Source organism: Amycolatopsis magusensis, from assembly GCF_017875555.1.
Classification (GTDB): Bacteria; Actinomycetota; Actinomycetes; order Mycobacteriales; family Pseudonocardiaceae; genus Amycolatopsis; species Amycolatopsis magusensis.
This window is the reverse complement of the sequence record NZ_JAGGMS010000001.1, coordinates 5400760-5418958: the sequence shown is the minus strand read 5'-3', so window position 1 is coordinate 5418958 and position 18199 is coordinate 5400760. Positions and strand designations below refer to the sequence as shown.

Genomic DNA, 18199 nt, shown 5'->3' with positions numbered 1-18199 from the left:
GTGCAGGGAGTGGACGTTTGCTGATCCGAAGCGATGTCCGGGGACCGGGCATCCGGCGGGTCCGGCGGGGACGCGGGTTCAGCTACCTGACCCCGGACGGGGAGAAGCTCGCCGACGCCGAAGCCCTGGCGAGGATCAAGGGCCTGGTCATCCCGCCCGCGTGGCGGGAGGTGTGGATCTGCCCCGACCGCGACGGGCACATCCAGGCCGTCGGCGTCGACGACGCCGGGCGCCGCCAGTACCTGTACCACGAGCAGTGGCGGCGCGAGCGGGACGAGGAGAAGCACGATCGCGTGCTCGACCTGGCCCGGCGGCTGCCGCGCTGGCGGCAGGCGGTCACCGCCGACCTCGGTACCGCCGGACTCGGGCGGGAACGCGTGCTGGGTACCGCGTTGCGCCTGCTCGACCGCGGCATCTTCCGCACCGGCGGTGAGGAGTACGCGGAGGAGAACGGCACGCACGGCGTGGCGACCCTGTTGCGCGAGCACGTCCGGCTCAGCGGTGAGGAACTCCGGTTCAGCTACACCGCGAAAGGCGGCGCCCACCGCGCGGTCTCGGTTCGCGACGCGTTGCTGGCGAAATCGGTGAAAGCACTGCGGCGCAACGACTCCGGCAGTGACCGCCTGCTGGTCTACCGCAACGGCCGGGCGAACTGGCACGAAGTGCGCGCCGAGGACATCAACGAGCGGTTCAAGGAAATGGCGGGCGACGAATTCACCGCCAAGGACCTGCGTACCTGGAATGCCACCGTGCTGGCGGCCGCCGCGTTCGGCCGCAACGCCGATCGGGTTTCGCAGCGCACGGTCACCGCGGTGATGAAGGAAGTCGCCGAAGCGCTCGGCAATACGCCCGCGGTGGCCAAGGCTTCCTATGTCGATCCGCGTTTGGTTCAGGCGTTCGAAGAGGGCGAAACCATTGAACGGGCGGTACGGCGAGCCCGTGACCTCGATCACGAGGCCCGCCGGGAAACGCTGGAACGCGCGGTCGTCCGGCTGCTGAAAAGAAGGGAAAACTCATGACCATCGAACCCGAAGCACGCCGGGTGCGCGTGGTGCCCGGCGGGCCGATGCTGGTCGAAGGCCCCGTGGAGGTGGAACTGCCCGACGGCACCACCGCACGGTCGGACCGGTTCGTGGTCGCGTTGTGCGCCTGCCGCCGCAGCCGCCGGTTCCCGTTCTGCGACACCAGCCACCGCCCCAAGACCCGGCGGAGCTGACCGCCCAGGCATACCCGTTCCCCCGGTTGGGTAAGCACCGGTATGCGTTCCGCACCGAGCATCCGAGCCAGGGCCCTGATCACCGCGATGTGGCTGATGCGCCGCAAGCAGGTCTACGCCGACCCGGAGAAACTCCGCGAAAGCGTGGACAGCGGCCGCCGCCACGACCGCGAGGAACCGCCGTCGCTGATCTACCGCGGCACCCGCGTCACCCGCACCGACGTGGACGGCACGGCCTGCTACACCATCCGCCCCAAGGCGCTGACCAGCGCGAAGCACGTTCTCTACTTCCACGGCGGCGCCTATGTTCACGAGATCCAGCGCGACCACTGGGAGTTCACCCGGCGGCTGGCGCTGGAGACCGGGGGCACGGTGACCGTGCCGGTCTACCCGCTTGCCCCCGGCTCCACCTGCGCCGAAACCGTGCCGCTGGTCCGCCGGATCCACGACCGCCTGCTCGGCGACACCGAGCCGCACAGCCGCATCCTGATGGGTGACTCCGCCGGCGGCGCGCTGTCGCTGGTGCTCGCCGAGCAGCTCCGCGACCACGGCGAGGACCAGCCCAAGGAGATCGTGCTGCTCTCCCCCTGGCTCGACGCCACCATGACCGATCCGGCCGAGCCCGCACTCGACCGGGTGGACCCGTACCTCAGCGTGCCCGGCCTGCTGGAGGCCGCCCACCTGTACGCGGGCGGCCTCCCCCTCGACGATCCCTGGCTGAGCCCGCTCAACGGGAAGCTCACCGGCCTGGGCAGGCTCAGCCTCTTCATCGGTACCCGGGACGTCCTGCTCGCCGACGCCCGGCGGTTCCGTGATGTCACCGCCGAGCGCGGCATCGACCTGGAGTACTGGGAGTACGAGGGCATGTTCCACGCCTGGATGCTCACCACGCTCGCCGAGGCGCGGGACGCCACGCGGCGGCTCGTGCACATCGTGCGGCGCTGAGCTCCGCGGTCACGCCGAGAAGCGGAACTGGAGGGCGTCGACCGCCGCGTCGAACTTCTCCTCCATCTCCTTCTCGCTGGCCGCGCCGATCATCATGTCGGCGAGCTCGAAGCTGTAGCTGTCCTGGGCGGGCAGGTCCGAGAGCCGCTGGCCCTCCTCGACGACCAGCTGGATCTGCACGCCCGGGATCTTGCGCTCGATCTCGGCGATCTCCTCGTCGGTGGGCACCCGCTCGACCACGCCGTCTTCGAACCGGCGGTGGTACCACTTGGCCGCGATCGCCCACTCGCCGCGGCGCGGCGGCCGGGCCGGGTCCTTGCCGAGGCCGAGCTGCACCACGCGGTAGTGGTTCGGCACGCCGTCCACGTCCTCGAAGACCTCGGCGTGGGACTGCGAGTGCCGCGGGTTGATCTCCAGCACGGAGACCTGGCTGCTCTCCGGGTGCACGAAGTACTCGATGCTGAAGGTCCCGTGGTCCAGGCCGACCTGCTTCATCACCCGCTGGGCGATTTCGGTCATCCGCGCCTGCGCCTCGTCGGGCAGCTGCGAGGGGTACTGGTGCCGCAGGAACGAGGTGGTGCCCGGGTAGTTGATCGAGTCGAGCACGCCGTAGACCACGACCTCGCCCTGGTAGACGTAGCCCTCAACGGCCGCCTGCACGCCGGTCAGCGCCGCTTCGGCCAGGCACGCCTCGCCGCCGATCTCCGCGATCTCGGGCGGCAGGTCCAGCTGGTCCATCACGAACTGGAACGGCTTGCCGACCCGGCTGATGCCCTCGCGGATCTCCTTGACCGCCTCGGTGAACTCCTGCTCGTTCCCGACGTGGAAAGCCAGTTCCGAACTGAACGACTTCACCGGTTTGAGCCACAGGGGATAGTCGATCTTCTCCGGCTTCTCCGGGCTGCCCGCCAGGTCCACGATCGCGAACTCGGGGTACTCGTCGATCACCTTGGCCTGTTCGAGCCTGGACCAGTACTTGTGCTCGCACTTGACGATGGCTTCCAGCGGCGCGGACGGCAGGCCGTAGCGCTTGCACAGCATCGGCACCATCGTGCTCACCGGGAAGTCCCAGTAGCCGATGATGGCCCCGATCTCGCCGTCGAACGCGTCCAGCTCCCGCTGCGCCTTCTCCAGCAGGTCCTCGATCGGGATCTCCCCGTGCTGGATGTCCTCGATGGTCAGCACGCCGTGGAAGCGGTAGTTCTCCGCACCCGGGATCCTCCGCAGGGTGCGCTCGTTCGCTTCATCCAGTCCCAGCACAAAAATATCGATCGCCATGAATCAGCGATACCCTGGCACCCGGGAACCAAAACGGGGGGATCACCCAGGCCCGTTCAGCCGACATAACGCCGTGCGACGGAATTGCGCTGCGATTGCTCCAATTCGAGCAGACCGGCTTCCACCATTTCGGGGACGACCCGGCGCGACCGGAGCACCCAGGGCAGGCCGCGCACCGCTTCGGCCACGGCGGCGGCGGTGAACCGGTCCCGCGGCGCGGAGCCGATCACGGTCACCGAACGGCGCCAGGCGCTGCGCACCGGCCGCCGCAGCCACAGCGTCCACAATGTATTCCGGATGCCCAGTTGCCGCCGCCGCCGCGGATCGCGGGCCTTCGACGGAGCGTGGTGCACGACGACGTCCTCGGCCCAGCACATCCACCAGCCGGCCGCCGCGAGGTCCAGTGCGAGCAGTTCCTCCTCGCCGCCGAACCACATCTGCCGCGAGAACCCGCCGACTTCTTCGAAGGCGCTCACCCGGAACATCGACAACCCCGCCATCACACCGAGCAGTGCCGGTCCGGGCAGCCAATCCGGGCCGCGCACGGGTGAGTACCGCAGTTCCGGGGTGATCGGGTCCTCGGTGAGGTGGGGTTCCACCAGGCAGCGGCCGGTCACCGAAGCCAGCCCGGGGTGCGCGTCCAGCAGTTCCGCCGCCCTGGTCAGCGCGCCCGGCTGCCAGCGGGTGTCGTCGTCGCAGAACGCGACGTACGGCGTGGTGACCCGGCTGACGGCGAGGTTGCGGCCGAGCGCGCCGAGGTTGCGTTCGGCGCGAATGAGCTCGACCTCCGGGTGGTGCTCGCGGACCGCGTCGGCGGTGCCGTCGCTGGATCCGTTGTCCACCACGATGATCGGCGCCGCGTCCGGCAGCGCGGTCATCCGGTCCAAAGTGTGCAGCAGTTCCCCGCGGCGATCCCTGGTGATGATCACGACCGTGGTCTTCATGCGCTTCCTTCCAGGAGCCGGACCCGCGCTTCCACCGTTCGTGGCAGGCGCCGTCGTTGCCGCAGCACCCGCGGCAGCCGTCGCACGGCACCGGCCAGCGCCCGGGGTGGCGCCGAGAACGTGGCGGTGACGATGTCCTTCGGCGCGCGCCGGAGCCAGGCGATGAGCAGGTTGTTGCGTGCCTCCAGCCGCTGCCGGTGCGCGGCGGGCAGGCGCACCGGCGACGGGTGGTGGTGCGCCACGATGTCCTCGATGTAGCAGAGCTGCCAGCCGCGGGCGGCGAGGTCGTAGGACAGCAGTTTCTCCTCCGCGCCGAAGTGCAGCAGCGGGTCGAACCCGCCGCAGTCCACATAGGCCTGCTTGCGGACGATCGCCGAGCAGGCGAGGAAGCCGAGCACGGCCGGGCCGGGCGTACCCGCGTCCCGGCCGAGCGGGCTGCCCGCCATCAGCTCGATCACCGGGTCCGGCCGGTTTTCCGGCCCCACCAGGGTCTTCGCGGCGATCAGGCCGAGCCGCGCGTGGCGGTCGAACAGCAACTCGGCCTTGGCCAGCGCGTCCGGCGCCCACCAGGAGTCGTCGTCGCTGAACGCGACATAGGGCGTGCGCGCGGCTTCCACGCCGAGGTTGCGCGCGGCGGCGCCCAGGTTCTCCGGCAGGCTGATCAGCTGGGCACCGCCCGCCTTGGCCACGGCCGCGGTGTGGTCGGTGGAACCGTTGTCCACCACGATCACCGGCGGCTGGGGCCGCAACGCGGACAGCTCCCGCAGTGTGCTCGCCAGTTCGTCGGCCCGGTTGCGGGTCGCGATCACCACCGTCGTCTTCATCGAGCGCCTTTCAACCCGGCGACGAGTTCGGCGAGCATGGGTTCTTCGGGTGGGCGTTCGTGCGTGGCCGCGCGTTCCCGGCCGCTGTCGGAGAGGCACCAGGACCACCAGCGGTCGAAGGCGCCGGGTTCGACCGCGGACGCGGCGTCCACCAGCGCGGGCCAGCCCAGCGCCCTGGCCTGCGCGGAGACCTTCCCGCCGCCCTCGACCGGGTCGACCGCGAGCACCGGGATCCCGGCACGCAGGCCGAACACCAGCCCGTGCAGCCGGGTGGTGACCAGTGCGTCCAACCGGCCCAGCAGCGAGGCGAACTGGTCGGGGGTGGCGCAGTTGCGCCAGTCACGGGTGTCGAGCCGGGTGTCCACCGGCAGCCGGGCGCAGTCGAGCTCGTTGAGCCAGGTCCCGAGCGACTCGTGCACCGCGTCGTGCCGCCGTTTCTCGCCGTATTCGCGCTGGCCGGGGGCCAGCGCCACGCCGATGACCGGGGTGTGGCTGGTGCCCGCGGACCACGCGAGGTCCGGCCGGGCGCCGCCGGGCTCGTCGCGGGCGAGCACCTGGTGGAACCCGGTGACCGCCGGATCGGCCGGGTCGATCACCGAGACCCCGGCGGCGATGCGCCGGCAGTCCGGGAACCGCTCGTGCAGCCGCCGGACCTGCTCGCCGTGCGCGGGCCCGCAGACGAAGACCACGTGCGTGTACCGCGCCGAGTCCGCGTCCTCCAGCCGCAGCGCGCCGGGCTGGAACGCCGGGCTCCACGCCGTCTCGCTGTCGATCCCGGCCGAGGTCAGCGCGGTGCGGACCGAGCGGAGGCTCAGCACGTCCCCCGCGGTCGCTTCGCCGTCGAGGAAACTGGGCCAGCCGGTGAGCAGAACACGCATGGCCCCCGCATACCCGGCTGATCGCCGGGTACACCCCCGGTATGGACTGGAACTTCACCCGGGCACTGGTGACCGGTGGGGCCGGCTTCGTCGGTTCGCACGTCTGCGCGCGCCTGCTGTCGCGCGGCACGCAGGTGGTCTGCGTCGACAACTTCGCCACCGGCGTCCGCGAGAACCTCTGGGAACTCCTGGAGACCCCGGGCTTCAGCCTGGTGGAGGCGGACGTGTCCGCGTCGCCCGCCGAGCCGCCGGGTGAGTTCGACCTGGTCCTGCACCTGGCTTGTCCGGCCTCACCGCGTGACTACCTGCGGTTGCCGTTCGAGACGCTGGCCGTCGGCGCGGCCGGGACCGCGTGGGCGCTGAACGTGGCCCGCCGCCACGACGCGCGCTTCCTGCTCGCCTCGACCAGCGAGGTCTACGGCGACCCCGAACGGCACCCGCAGCGCGAGGACTACTGGGGCAACGTCAACCCGATCGGCCCGCGCAGCGTCTACGACGAGGCCAAGCGCTACGCCGAGGCGTACACGGCGGCCGCGCGGCGGGAGTGGGGAGCCGACACCACGATCGCCCGCATCTTCAACACCTACGGCCCGAACATGCGGGCTGGCGACGGCCGGATGATCCCCGCGTTCGTCACCCAGGCGCTGCGTGGCGAGCCGCTGACCGTGGCCGGTACCGGGCAGCAGACGCGGTCGATCTGCTACGTGGACGACACCGTGACCGGCCTGCTCGCGCTGGCGGCCAGTGGCCACCCGGGACCGGTGAACATCGGCAACCCGCACGAACTGACCGTGCTGGAGATCGCCGAGGAGGTCCTCCGGCTCACCGGCAGCCAGTCGGAGATCGAGTACATCGAGGCCGCCGAGGACGACCCGCGACGGCGCTGCCCGGACATCGGCCTGGCCAAGACGGAACTCGGCTGGGCGCCGGAGACCGCGCCCGCCGAAGGCCTGCGGCACACGATCAAATGGTTCGCGGAAACAAACCAACTGCTCACTTGAACACTGAGCAATATTCGATACGCCCCGGGGCGACTTCGCCCGGTAACGTCGTGATGACATGCGGTCAAGGCGGTGCTGGAGGAGAGCCCCTATGTTGCTAGCGAACAAAAACGCCGTCGTCTACGGGGCAGGCGGAGCCATGGGCCGGGCCGTCGCGCGCGCCTTCGCGGAAGACGGCGCCACGGTCCACCTCGCCGGTCGCACCGCCGCCCCACTCGAAGCCGTCGCGGCCGAGATCACCGCCGCGGGCGGCACCGCGCACGTCGGCGTGGTCGACGCGCTCGACCAGGCCGCAGTGGACGACCACCTCGACGAAATCGGGCACGTGGACATCTCGTTCAACCTCATCTCACACGGCGACGTGCACGGGGTGCCGCTGCTCGACATCGAGATCGAGGACTTCGTGCGGCCGATCCACACCGCGGTGGTGGGGAACTTCAACACCATGCGCTCGGCGGCCCGACGCATGGTCAAGCAGCAGTCCGGGGTGATCCTGACGCTGACCTCGCCGCCCGCGAAGCTCGTCGGCCCGCTGATGGGCGGCACGGCCGTCGCGGAGTCCGCGATCGAGACCTTCACCCGGTGCCTGGCGGCGGAGATCGGCCTGCACGGCGTCCGCGTGCTCGGCCTGCGCTCGGAAGGGATCCCGGGTGCGTGGGCGGAAGACTGGCACACCAACGTGTTCGACACCCCGGTCGAGGCCACCGACGGCCTGGACCCGGAGGGCCACGCGAACGTGCTCGCGGAACGCACCATGCTGCAGCGGACGCCGACGCTGGCCGAAATGACCTCGGTCGCGGTGTTCCTCGCCTCGGACCGGGCGGCCGCCATGACCGGCACCATCACGAACATGACCTGCGGCTCGGTCCCCGACTGAGCTTTCCGGGTGGTCGGACACAAATGTGGCTTTCGGGGCGGAATCCGCTCCGAAAGCCACATTCGTGTCAAGCGTCCACTTTGTGCAGCAGCGCGACCCCGGTCCCGCCGAAGCGGCGGATGCGCGCGGTGGACTTGGTGGCCGACAGGTAGTCGTGCACCGCCCGGCTGCACCCGTCCCAGGCGTCGTAGTCGTCGAGGATGATGATGCCGTCGGCGCGGACGTGCGGGTACAGGTTTTCCAGGCACACCATGGTCGAGTCGTACCAGTCGCCGTCGAGCCGGAGCACGGCGATCGGCTCCCCGTCGTACTGCGGCACGGTGTCGGCGAACCAGCCTTCGTGGACCTGCACCGACGGGAACCCGGCTTCCGCGACCAGCGCCCGGAAATCCTCGGCCTTGGTGCGCAGGTTGTCGAAGTACAGCGGATCGTCGGTGGCCGCCTGCCAGGTCATCGCGTCCTCGCCGTCGGTCGGCGTGGCCTGCGGCAGACCGTCGGAAAACGAGTCGTAGAAGTGGTAACTGCGGTCCGGGCCGCCGAGTTGCATCATCGCCGCGGCCATGCCGCCCTTCCAGGTACCGCATTCCACGACCGCGCCGTCGAGGTCACGCAACCGTTCCCGCACCAGCGCGAGGTTGTCGCAGAACAGCTCCTCGGTGATCAGGCTGTACGCCGAAAACCGGCGGAAGAGTTCGAGGTGCTCGGCGTGCTCGGCGGCCGCGTCCTCCCCGGCGGAGAATCGCCGGAGTTTGCGCAGAAATCGCTGCGATTCATACCATGGTGTCATACCTCCAGATTATCAATTCCTGCCCCCGTTCCTCTTCTCCTGGAATTGCCGACGAGGTCCCCGATCGCTTCGGCGAGCGCGTCGGCGTGCTTCACCTGGAGGTACTGGTGCGGCGCGTCGTCGAGTGTCCGATGTTCGCCGCGTGGCACGGAAGCGGCCATCGCCGCGTGCATCGCGTGCAGGCCTTCGTGCAGTTTCTGATCGAGCTCTTCGGAAGCGAACTGCGCCCAATAGGGGTTGCGGCCCATCGCGGTGAACACGATCAGCGGCACGTCCGGCAACGCTCCCCCGGCCCGCAGTTCGCCGTACAGTTCGCTTTCGAAGTTGGCCGTCTCCGTCAGACCGGTGCGCCAGAGCGCCAGGCGGTTTTCGATCAACGGTTCCAGCACGGCTCGCGGCCATTCGGCGTACAACTCGGCGAGTGCGGTACGTGACTGCTCCAGTTGTTCCGCGGTCAATTCCGGGATGTCCGAGGACATCTCCTCGTTCAGTTCCGCGGCCTCGGCGGGCAGATAGTCGAAAATGTCCTCGTGGCCGGGATCCAGCAGCAGCAAGCCGGCCACCTCGCCGGGGAACAACTGCGCGTACCGGCGGGCGTAGAAGGCACCCAGCGAGTGACCGGCCAGCACGTACGGCGCCGGGATTTCGGCCGTGCGCAACAGGTCCCGCAGTTCGGTCGCGACCTCTTCCGCACTGCGCGGCAACTCCACCGCCTCGCTCCAGCCGGTGCCACCGCGGTCGTAGAGCACGCTCGTGGTCAGTTCCGCGGCGCGCTCGTGCACGTTGAGGAACTCCAGCCCGACCAGTCCCGCTCCCGGCAGGAACACCACCGCGGGCCCGCCCTCCCCCGAGCGGTACACGGCGAGCTTCCGCCCGCCGACCTCGTGGTGCCGCCCGAGCGGCGGTCTTCCGGTTTCACAGGTCACGACTCCACCTTTCGCATGGTTTGAGAACGGTAGCACGGTATGAGATCGTTCCGGCGTGGATACCTTGGAACTGCTGGTGCACCCGGTGCGGTTGCGGATCGTGCACGCCCTGACCGGGGACCGGGCGCTGACCACGGCCGAGCTGTGCGACCGCACCCCCGACGTGTCGAAGGCGACCGTCTACCGGCACGTCAGCCTCCTGGCCGACGCCGGGGTGCTCGAGGTGGACGGTGAGACGCGCGTGCGCGGCGCGGTCGAACGGCGGTACCGGCTCAGCCGCGAGCGAGCGGTGATCGACGCCGTGGTCGAGCCGGAGGAGCACCGGCGGGGGTTCGCCGTCGCGATGACGATCCTGATCGCCGAGTTCAACGCCTACCTCGATCGCGAGCACGCCGATCCGGCGGCCGACTCGGTCGGCTACCGCCAGCACGCGATCTGGCTCAACCCGGCCGAACTCGCCGAGCTCATCACCGGCCTGCGGCAGGCGATCGTGCCGCACCTGAACCACGATCCCGCGCCGGACCGAACGCAGTACCTGCTCAGCCCGATCCTCTTCCCCATCGAGGACGCCGCCGATGAACGCTGACGAGTTCACCGCGCTGGCCGGACAGCACCGCCGCGAGCTGCGCGTGCACTGCTACCGGATGCTCGGCTCCTTCGACGAGGCCGAAGACCTGGTGCAGGAGACGTTCCTGCGCGCGTGGCGGGGTATCGACGGTTTCGAAGGCCGCTCGACCGCGCGGGCATGGCTGTACAAGATCGCCACGAACGCCTGCCTCGACGTGCTCGCGGGCCGGTCTCGCCGGGTGCTCCCCCACCACCGCACCGGCCCGTCGGATCCGCGGGTCTCGTTCGACGAGCGCCACGACATCCCTTGGCTGCAACCGTTTCCCGACCGGTTGTGGGAACCCGCCGCGCCGGTCGACGACGAACCGGACGCGGCGGTCGTCGCCGGGGAGACCATCGAACTGGCGTTCCTGGCCGCGCTGCAGCACCTGCCACCCCGCCAGCGCGCCGCCTTGCTCCTGCGCGACCTGCTCGGCTGGCCCGCCAAGCAGGTCGCGTCCCAGTTGGACACCGGGGTGACCGCGGTCAACAGCGCGCTGCAACGGGCGCGGGCCACGCTGCGGGAGCACCTGCCCGAGCGGCGGTCGGAGTGGCCGCGGCCGACCGAGCGCGAACGGGCCGTGCTGCGCAAGTACGTCGACGCGGTCGAGCGCGCCGACCTGGCCGCCGTCGCCGAAATGCTGGCCGAGGACGTGCGGACCACCATGCCGCCGTGGCCGATGTGGCTGCTCGGACGCGACGCGGTGCTCGCCGCGCTGACCGAGAGCTGGGACCCCGCCTCGCCCGAATACATCGGCCGGTTCCGGATGCTGCTCATCGGCGCCAACCACCAGCCCGCCGTCGCTGGCTACCTCCGACGTCCTGGTGCGCCCGACTTCCGGCCGTTCGCGATCTCCGTGCTGCGGATCGAGGGCGACCTGGTGACCGAGGCCGACGCCTTCCACGACGCCGGCCTCTTCCCGGCGTTCGGCCTGCCGGAGAAATTGCCAGCGGACCGATGAGTCCGGGGCGCCGCCGTCGTCTCAACGCGGGTCAGCCCACCAACGAGGAGGCAACTCGTGAGCAAGCTCCTGTATTCGGCCACCATGTCGCTCGACGGGTTCATCGCCGGCCCCGGCGGCGACCTGTCGTGGCTGACCGCGTACACCGGGCCGGATCCCACGGTCGACGCCCTGATCCCTCAGGTCGGCGCGTTGCTGGTGGGGAATCGGACCTACCGCGGTGACGACCCGCACCACGACGACCCGGAGAAGGCGGGCGAGGCCTTCGGCGGCGGGTGGTCGGGTCCGCAGGTCGTGCTGACCCACCACCTTCCGGCGGCCCCGGTCCCCGACGTCACCTTCGCCGACGACCTCGGCAAGGCCGTCGCACTGGCGAAAGCGGCCGCGGACGGCAAGTACGTCAACGTGCTCGGCGCCGACGTGGCCCGGCAATGCCTCGCCGCCGGTGAACTCGACGAGGTGCTGGTGTTCGTCGCGCCGGTGCTGCTCGGCGACGGGGTCCGCCTGTTCGACCACCCCGGCGCCACGCTCGTCCGGCTGGAGCACATCGGCCCGGCGCCCCTGTGGTTCCGCGTGGTCCGCTAACGGAACTCGGCGTGCCTCCGGAACGACCTGACCGGCATGGGACCGACGCGCAGTTACCCGTTCCGCGACCCGCACCGGCTCGACCTCGAACCGGAGTACGCCGAACTCCGTGAGCACGAACCGCTGAGTCGCGTCCGCCTGCCCCACGGCGGGAACGCGTGGCTGGCCGTGCGCGACGAGCACGTGCGTGTGGTGCTCGCCGACCCGCGGTTCAGCCGCGCGGCCCTGCTGGGGCGGGACGTGCCGCGCACTTCGCCGCGCCGGCTGACCGATCCGACCCTGCACACCATGGACCCGCCCGAGCACAACCGGCTGCGGCGGCTGGTCGCGGCCGCGTTCACCCCGCGCCGGCTCGAGCTGCTCACCGCGCAGGCGCAGCGGGTCACCGACGAGCTGATCGACCGGCTGGAAGCGGCGGGACCGCCCGCCGACCTGGTCAGCGGGCTGGCGGTGCCGTTGCCGGTCACGATGATCTGCCACCTGCTCGGCGTGCCGCTGGCCGACCGCGACCGGTTCACCGGCTGGATCGACGTCGCACTGGCCACCACGGCGTTCAGCCCGGAGGAGATCCACGAGGCGTTCGCGCGGTTGAAGGAGTACCTGGCGACGCTGGTCGAGCTGCGCCGCGAGGAACCGGCGGACGACCTGCTCAGCGCGCTGGTCAAAGGCCCGCTCAGCCACGATGAACTGGTGGTGCTCGGGGTGACGCTGCTCTACGCGGGTCTCGAGACGACGTCCAACCACATCGGGAACTTCGCGTACACGCTGCTCACCCATCCGCGGCAGCTCGCCGCGCTGGTGGCCGAGCCCGGGCTGCTCGACTCCGCGATCGAGGAACTGCTGCGGTTCACCCCCACGGTGACCTCCGGCGGCTTCACCCGCATCGCCACCGAGGACGTCGCGCTCGGCGACGTGGTGGTCCGGGCTGGTGAGGCGGTGATGGTGCAGATCGACGCGGCGAACCGGGATCCGCGGCGGCACCCGTGCCCCGAAGACCTGGACCTGACGCGGAAACCCAACCCGCACCTGGCGTTCGGGCACGGGCCGCACTTCTGCGTGGCCGCGCAACTGGCGAAGGCGGAGTTGCGCGTGGCGATCGGCACGCTGCTGCGGCGGCTGCCCGGGCTGCGCCTGGCCGCGGACCCGGCGGAGCTGCCGTGGCGGCGGGGCCGGATGGTGCGCGGGCTCGAGCGGTTTCCCGTCACGTGGTGAGCGGGGCGGGGTGATCGCGGCTCGCCTACATTGGTGCCATGGCAGGTGAGGTCCCGCTGTCGGCGGCGGACAAGACGCTGGGCGTGCTCGAGGCGCTGGCCGACCACTCGCGCATCGCCGACATCGCCGTGGCCGCCGGGTTGCCGAAGCCGACCGTGCACCGGATCCTGCAAACCCTCGTGCGCCACGGTTTCGCGCGCTCGGACGGGCACGGCAGCTACCTCGGCGGGCCGCGGATCCTCAGCCTGGCCGGGCGGTTCCTGCAACGCCTGGACCTCGCCGAACAGGTTCGGCCGACGTTGCGTGAACTCCAGGAACGCACCGGGTGGACCGTGCACCTGGCCCTCCTGTCCGGCGACGAAGCGGTGTACGTGGCGAAACTGGAGGGCGCGAAGCCGTACCACCTGGCGTCGCGGGTCGGCATGAGCCTGCAACTGCACTGCACTTCGATCGGCAAGGCCATCCTGGCCACTCTGCCGGACGACGAGGTCCGCTCCCTCGTCCGGCGCACCGGCCTGCCCGCGCGGACCGCGCACACCCTCACCTCGGAGGACGCCCTACTCGCGGAACTCACCCAGGTACGCGCGCAGGGCTACGCCGAAGACCACGAGGAAAACGAGCCCGGCGTACGTGCCGTCGGCGCCGCCTTCCGCGACCACACCGGCCAGGTGCTCGGCGCCCTCTCCGCCGCCACCCTCACCCACCCCGCCGACCCGGACACCCACATCCCCGCCCTGGTAACCCAAGCCGCCACCCAAACCTCCACCGCCCTAGGCGCCCCCTAACCCACCCACCCTCGAACCCCACGTTCAGGCAGCCCAGTTGCACGTTCAGGCACCCAAACCCCACACTCCCGCAGCCGAACCCCACGTTCAGGCACCCGAACCCCACATTCGGGCGGGCGACCCCACGTTGCGCAGCTGAACGCCACACATTCGCGTAGCCGAAATCCACATTCAGGCAGGCGAGTCCCACGTTGCCGCAGCCGAACCCCACGTTCGGGCACGCGAGTCTCACGTTCGCGTAGCCCAGATCCACGTTCGCGTGCTGAGGTGCACGCTCCTGCAGCCCGAACCACACATTCGCGTAGCCGAGTTCCACACTCGTGCGGCCGAAGCCTGCGTTCGGGCAGCCGAGTTCGACGTTCGGATCGTTGGGGCCCGCGCAGTCGGAGTCCGAGCAGGCGTCCGGGCACAGGCCCCGCGCCGAGTCCCGACGGCGATGCCGACCGGATCCAGCAGCCGATCTCGCGGGTGGCCGATGCCCGCCCCGCGAGAAAGCCGAAGTCGACCGCGCCAACGTAGGATTCGCCTGCCTGAACGTGGAACTCGGCTGCGGGAGTGTGGCACTCGTCTGCCTGAGTGTGAGGTTCGGCTTGAACGTGGTATTCGCGTGCCCAACGAGGAACTCGGCTGTCTGAACGTGGAATTCAGCTGCCTGAACGCGGAGTTCGGGCTTGAAATGGCACTCGGTGCGCGAACGTGGGTTCGCCTGCCTGAACGCGGGGTTCGCCTGCCTGAACGCGGGGTTCGCCTGCCTGAACGCGGGGTTCGCCTGCCTGAACGCGGGGTTCGCCTGCCTGAACGCGGGGTTCGCCTGCCTGAACGCGGGGTTCGCCTGCCTGAACGCGGGGTTCGCCTGCCTGAACGCGGGGTTCGCCTGCCTGAACGCGGGGTTCGCCTGCCTGAACGCGGGGTTCGCCTGGCTGGACGTGGGTTTCGGTGCGCGAATGTGGAGTTCGGGTGCCTGAACGTGCGGTTCGGGTGCGGGAGCGTGCGGTTCGGGGGTGGGAGCGTGCGGTTCGGGGGTGGGGGCGGGGGGTGGAGGGGGTGTGAGGTGGTTCACAGGGAGGGGTGGGGGTGGCAGGATGGGGGGATGGTGGTGAAACGGCGTTCCGTGGGGTGGAACGGATGAGGGTGGAGCGGGGAGAGCTGCACGCGCTGGCCCATCGCGTACTGGTGAGAGCCGGGGCGAGGGAGGAGGCGGCGGAGGGGGTGGCGCGGTCTCTCGTGCTGTCCAACCTGCTCGGCCATGATTCGCACGGGGTGCGCAGGTTGCCCCAGTACCTCCGCCAGATCCAAGCCGGACAGATAGACCCCCGAGCCGAACCGCGCACCGAGTTCGTGCGGCTCGGGGCGGTGACGATCCACGGTCACCGTGCCTTCGGGCAGCTCGCCGCGGCTCATGCGACGAAGGAACTCCAGACGCTCGCCAGGAAACAGGGCTCCGGAGTGGCGACCATCCGGGACTGCAACCACATCGGCAGGCTCGGCGAGTACGTGGCCACCCTCGCCGAGCACGACCTCGTCGGCATCGCCTTCGGCAACGCCGATCCGACCGTCGCGCCCCACGGCGGTGCCGAGCGCAGGCTCGGCACCAATCCACTCGCCTGGGCTGTCCCCCGCCAGGCAGGCAAGCCGCCGGTGGTGATGGACTGGGCGACTTCCGGGGTGGCCGAAGGAAAACTCGCCGTAGCGCGCGATCGCGGTGAAAGCGTGCCCGAGGGGCTCGTGCTCGACGGTGAAGGCCGCGCCACGACCAACCCCGCGGATTTCTACGAAGGCGGCGTCCTCCTCCCCTTCGGCGGGCACAAGGGTTACGGCCTCAGCGTGCTGATCGAGATCGTCGGTGGCCTCGTTTCCGGCACCGGTATCGGTAGCATGCCCGGCTACCAAGGCGGGTTCGGCACCGTCCTGCTCGCCTTCGACATCGCGGCTTTCCTGCCACCACAACAGTTCCGCGAGCAAACCGAGGAATTCTGCGCCGCGCTGCACCGAACCAGGCGAGCCGAAGGGCACACCGAAGTGCTCGTCCCCGGCGAACCCGAGGAACGCGTCCGGCAGGAACGCGAACGTGACGGCATCCCGCTCACCGACGCCGTCTGGCAGGAACTGCACGCTCTACTGAGGGAGTAGGTCATGTCCGAGTTGCGCCGGGTGGTCAGCGCCTCCGTGGTCGGCACCGCGCTCGAATGGTACGACTTCTTCATCTACGGCTTCGCCGTCACACTGGTGTTCAACGAACTGTTCTTCCGCACCGCCGACCCGGCCATGGGCACCATCGTCGGGTTCGCCACCTTCGGCGTCGGCTTCGCGGTGCGCCCGCTCGGCGGCTTCGTCTTCGGCCACCTCGGCGACCGCATCGGCAGGCGGTCCACCCTGGTCGTCACCACGCTGGTGATGGGCGTCTCCACCGGCCTGATCGGCCTCCTGCCGACCTACGAGAGCATCGGCATCGCCGCGCCGATCCTGCTCACCGTGCTGCGGATGTGCCAGGGCCTGGGCGCCGGCGCCGAATTCGGTGGCGCCTCCACACTGCTGGCCGAGCACGCACCGCCGAAGCGCCGCGGCTTCTTCACCTCGTTCGCGCAGACCGGTGTCCAAATCGGACTGCTCGCCGGCACGGTGGTGTTCCTGCTCGTCGAACAACTCGGCCGCGAGACCGTGCTCGCCTGGGCCTGGCGCGTCCCGTTCCTGTTCAGCTTCGTGCTCATCGGCGTCGCGCTCTACGTCCGCCTCCGAGTCGCCGAATCCCCGGTGTTCAAGGAGATGTCGGCCAAGCAGGCCACCGTCTCCCTGCCGGTGTTCGACGCGCTGCGGCGGTACCCGCGCAACTTCGTCATCGGCATCGGCGCGCACATCTGCGACACCGCGGTGGTCTACCTCTACGCCACCTACACCGTCACCTACCTGACCAGGACGCTGGGCCTCGACCGCTGGGTCGGGCTCACCGGCGTGATCGTGTTCAGCGTCTTCGTGATCGCGCTCCAGCCGGTGTACGGCGCCCTGTCCGACCGCATCGGGCGCCGCCCGCTGAACCTGTTCAGCGTGGTGTTCACCGCCGCCTTCGCCTTCCCGTACTTCCTGCTGCTCGACACCAGGGAGCCGCTGCTGATTTGGCTCGCGCTCGTGCTGGCGACCACGCTCGGCTTCGCGCCGATGATCGCCGTGCAGCCGGCCTTCTACGCGGAACTGTTCGGCGCGCGCGTTCGCTACACCGGTTTCGCCGCCTCACGCGAGATCGGCGCGGCGCTCGGCGGTTTCTCCCCACTCATCGCCGCCGCGCTGGTCGCCCAGGCCGACGGCAAGGGCTGGCTGGTGGCGGGCTGGATGATCTTCACCGCCGCCGTCTCGTTCGTCGCCTTCTACCTCTCCAAGGAAAGCAAGGACGTCGACATCACTCAGGGGCAGCTCTCGCCCTGAGCCTGGACGCCGTCGATCGCGGCGGTCAGCGCGGCCACCCTGGCACGCAGGTCCTTCAGCTCGGCCACCGGCATCCCGGTGGCATCGGCGATCTGCCGCGGCACGTCCAGCGCGCGCTCCCGCAACGCCTCCCCTGCCGCGGAAAGGTGGATCTCCACCGAGCGCTCGTCCTGCTCACTGCGCAGCCGCCGGATGAGCCCGGCCGCTTCCAGCCGCTTGAGCAACGGCGAAAGCGTGCCGGAGTCCAGCCGCAGCCGCGCGCCGATCTCCTTGACCGGGACGCCGTCGGACTCCCACAGCACCAGCATCACCAGGTACTGCGGATAGGTCAGCTCGAGCTCGCGCAACGCGGTTCGGTACACGCCGCTGAAGGCGCGGGAGGCCGCGTGCAGGGCGAAGCAGATCTGGCTGTCCAGGCGCAGGAGCTCCTCCGCCCGCGTGGGCGGTGCCTGGTCGTGGCTCGCGGTCATGCCGCCAGCGTACATTAGGTTGTGCACAATTCAATTGTGTGCCACAGTTGCCGGGCAGACACCGACGGAAGGAACCCCATGGCGCTCTACACCGCGGCAGCCACCGCCAACGGCCGGGACGGACGGGCGGTCAGCTCGGACGGCCAGCTCGACCTCGCGCTGGCCATGCCGCCCGCGCTCGGCGGCAACGGCAAGGGCACCAACCCCGAGCAGCTCTTCGCCGCCGGGTACGCGGCCTGCTTCGCCAGCGCGCTGGGCGCGGTCGGCAGGCAGGCGAAGGTGGACACCAAGGACATCTCGGTGACCGCCGAGGTCGGCATCGACAAGGACGACACCGGTTTCGCGCTCGCGGTCACCCTGCGGGTCGAACTGCCGGCCGAGATCGCCGAGGAGACCGGCAAGGAGCTCGTCGAGCAGGCGCACCAGATGTGCCCGTACTCGAAGGCGACCCGCGGCAACATCCCGGTCGAACTGGTCGTCGAGTAG

At 70.1% G+C, this 18199-nt stretch carries 21 protein-coding genes; 14 read left to right on the top strand and 7 right to left on the bottom strand.

All coding sequences use genetic code 11. The features are described 5' to 3' along the window. Positions 1–17: 17 nt before the first annotated feature. The 3 genes from JOM49_RS24320 to JOM49_RS24310 are packed head-to-tail and all read left to right on the top strand — an operon-like array spanning position 18 to position 2161. Positions 18–1019, top strand: a complete 1002-nt coding sequence (locus tag JOM49_RS24320; RefSeq protein WP_245369454.1) for a DNA topoisomerase IB — start codon at positions 18–20, stop codon at positions 1017–1019. Further along, a complete protein-coding gene (locus JOM49_RS24315; RefSeq protein WP_209666545.1) occupies positions 1016–1216 on the top strand; it encodes a CDGSH iron-sulfur domain-containing protein in 201 nt (66 codons plus the stop codon). Before JOM49_RS24320 ends, JOM49_RS24315 begins: the two co-directional genes overlap by 4 nt. A 42-nt stretch (positions 1217–1258) precedes the next feature. After that, positions 1259–2161 (top strand): alpha/beta hydrolase fold domain-containing protein, encoded by a 903-nt coding sequence (locus JOM49_RS24310; protein WP_209666544.1) that lies wholly within the window; start codon positions 1259–1261, stop codon positions 2159–2161. A gap of 9 nt (positions 2162–2170) precedes the next feature. Here the strand turns inward: JOM49_RS24310 and JOM49_RS24305 are convergent, their stop codons facing one another. Genes JOM49_RS24305 through JOM49_RS24290 form a run of 4 tightly spaced genes read right to left on the bottom strand, consistent with a single transcriptional unit; the run spans position 2171 to position 6085 of the window. Further along, positions 2171–3439, bottom strand: coding sequence for an ATP-grasp domain-containing protein (locus tag JOM49_RS24305; RefSeq protein WP_209666543.1), 1269 nt, complete (start codon positions 3437–3439; stop codon positions 2171–2173). 56 nt (positions 3440–3495) lie between these two features. Continuing rightward, positions 3496–4383, bottom strand: coding sequence for a glycosyltransferase family 2 protein (locus tag JOM49_RS24300; RefSeq protein WP_209666542.1), 888 nt, complete (start codon positions 4381–4383; stop codon positions 3496–3498). Continuing rightward, positions 4380–5207, bottom strand: a complete 828-nt coding sequence (locus JOM49_RS24295; protein WP_209666541.1) for a glycosyltransferase family 2 protein — start codon at positions 5205–5207, stop codon at positions 4380–4382. The genes JOM49_RS24300 and JOM49_RS24295 overlap by 4 nt, the downstream gene beginning before the upstream one ends. Next, entirely contained in the window at positions 5204–6085 is an 882-nt protein-coding gene (locus JOM49_RS24290) for a polysaccharide pyruvyl transferase family protein (protein ID WP_209666540.1), read from the bottom strand. The genes JOM49_RS24295 and JOM49_RS24290 overlap by 4 nt, the downstream gene beginning before the upstream one ends. 41 nt (positions 6086–6126) lie before the next feature. Between JOM49_RS24290 and JOM49_RS24285 the strand changes: the two genes are divergently transcribed. After that, positions 6127–7086, top strand: a complete 960-nt coding sequence (locus tag JOM49_RS24285) for an NAD-dependent epimerase/dehydratase family protein (protein ID WP_209666539.1) — start codon at positions 6127–6129, stop codon at positions 7084–7086. A gap of 91 nt (positions 7087–7177) precedes the next feature. Beyond that, positions 7178–7963 carry an SDR family NAD(P)-dependent oxidoreductase gene (locus tag JOM49_RS24280; RefSeq protein WP_209666538.1) on the top strand — a complete coding sequence of 262 codons (786 nt, stop codon included), beginning with the start codon at positions 7178–7180 and terminating at the stop codon, positions 7961–7963. Positions 7964–8030: 67 nt separating this feature from the next. On the opposite strand, the gene JOM49_RS24275 is transcribed toward JOM49_RS24280, so the two are convergent. After that, a complete protein-coding gene (locus tag JOM49_RS24275; RefSeq protein WP_209666537.1) occupies positions 8031–8750 on the bottom strand; it encodes a TylF/MycF/NovP-related O-methyltransferase in 720 nt (239 codons plus the stop codon). Beyond that, a complete protein-coding gene (locus tag JOM49_RS24270; RefSeq protein WP_209666536.1) occupies positions 8747–9676 on the bottom strand; it encodes an alpha/beta fold hydrolase in 930 nt (309 codons plus the stop codon). The genes JOM49_RS24275 and JOM49_RS24270 overlap by 4 nt, the downstream gene beginning before the upstream one ends. 55 nt (positions 9677–9731) lie before the next feature. Between JOM49_RS24270 and JOM49_RS24265 the strand changes: the two genes are divergently transcribed. From JOM49_RS24265 to JOM49_RS24230, 8 genes are all read left to right on the top strand, one after another. Then, positions 9732–10262, top strand: a complete 531-nt coding sequence (locus JOM49_RS24265) for a helix-turn-helix domain-containing protein (RefSeq protein WP_209666535.1) — start codon at positions 9732–9734, stop codon at positions 10260–10262. Beyond that, the gene (locus tag JOM49_RS24260) at positions 10252–11244 is read left to right on the top strand and encodes an RNA polymerase subunit sigma-70 (protein WP_209666534.1); all 993 of its coding nucleotides are present in this window, start codon (positions 10252–10254) and stop codon (positions 11242–11244) included. The genes JOM49_RS24265 and JOM49_RS24260 overlap by 11 nt, the downstream gene beginning before the upstream one ends. A gap of 57 nt (positions 11245–11301) precedes the next feature. Beyond that, on the top strand, positions 11302–11829 hold the full coding sequence (locus JOM49_RS24255) for a dihydrofolate reductase family protein (protein WP_209666533.1): 528 nt from the start codon (positions 11302–11304) through the stop codon (positions 11827–11829). A 36-nt stretch (positions 11830–11865) separates the two neighbouring features. Next, positions 11866–13041 carry a cytochrome P450 gene (locus JOM49_RS24250; RefSeq protein ID WP_209666532.1) on the top strand — a complete coding sequence of 392 codons (1176 nt, stop codon included), beginning with the start codon at positions 11866–11868 and terminating at the stop codon, positions 13039–13041. A 38-nt stretch (positions 13042–13079) separates the two neighbouring features. Then, on the top strand, positions 13080–13826 hold the full coding sequence (locus JOM49_RS24245) for an IclR family transcriptional regulator (protein ID WP_209666531.1): 747 nt from the start codon (positions 13080–13082) through the stop codon (positions 13824–13826). 686 nt (positions 13827–14512) lie between these two features. After that, positions 14513–14791, top strand: a complete 279-nt coding sequence (locus JOM49_RS24240) for a hypothetical protein (RefSeq protein ID WP_209666530.1) — start codon at positions 14513–14515, stop codon at positions 14789–14791. Between the two features lie 160 nt (positions 14792–14951). After that, positions 14952–15956: an Ldh family oxidoreductase gene (locus JOM49_RS24235; protein ID WP_209666529.1), complete on the top strand. Its 1005-nt coding sequence runs from the start codon at positions 14952–14954 to the stop codon at positions 15954–15956. 3 nt (positions 15957–15959) lie between these two features. Continuing rightward, positions 15960–17243, top strand: coding sequence for an MFS transporter (locus JOM49_RS24230; RefSeq protein ID WP_209666528.1), 1284 nt, complete (start codon positions 15960–15962; stop codon positions 17241–17243). Here JOM49_RS24230 and JOM49_RS24225 read toward each other — a convergent pair. Beyond that, on the bottom strand, positions 17222–17713 hold the full coding sequence (locus tag JOM49_RS24225; protein WP_209666527.1) for a MarR family winged helix-turn-helix transcriptional regulator: 492 nt from the start codon (positions 17711–17713) through the stop codon (positions 17222–17224). The genes JOM49_RS24230 and JOM49_RS24225 overlap by 22 nt on opposite strands. A 78-nt stretch (positions 17714–17791) precedes the next feature. Here JOM49_RS24225 and JOM49_RS24220 point away from each other — a divergent pair, with 78 nt between their 5' ends. After that, positions 17792–18199, top strand: coding sequence for an organic hydroperoxide resistance protein (locus tag JOM49_RS24220; protein WP_209666526.1), 408 nt, complete (start codon positions 17792–17794; stop codon positions 18197–18199).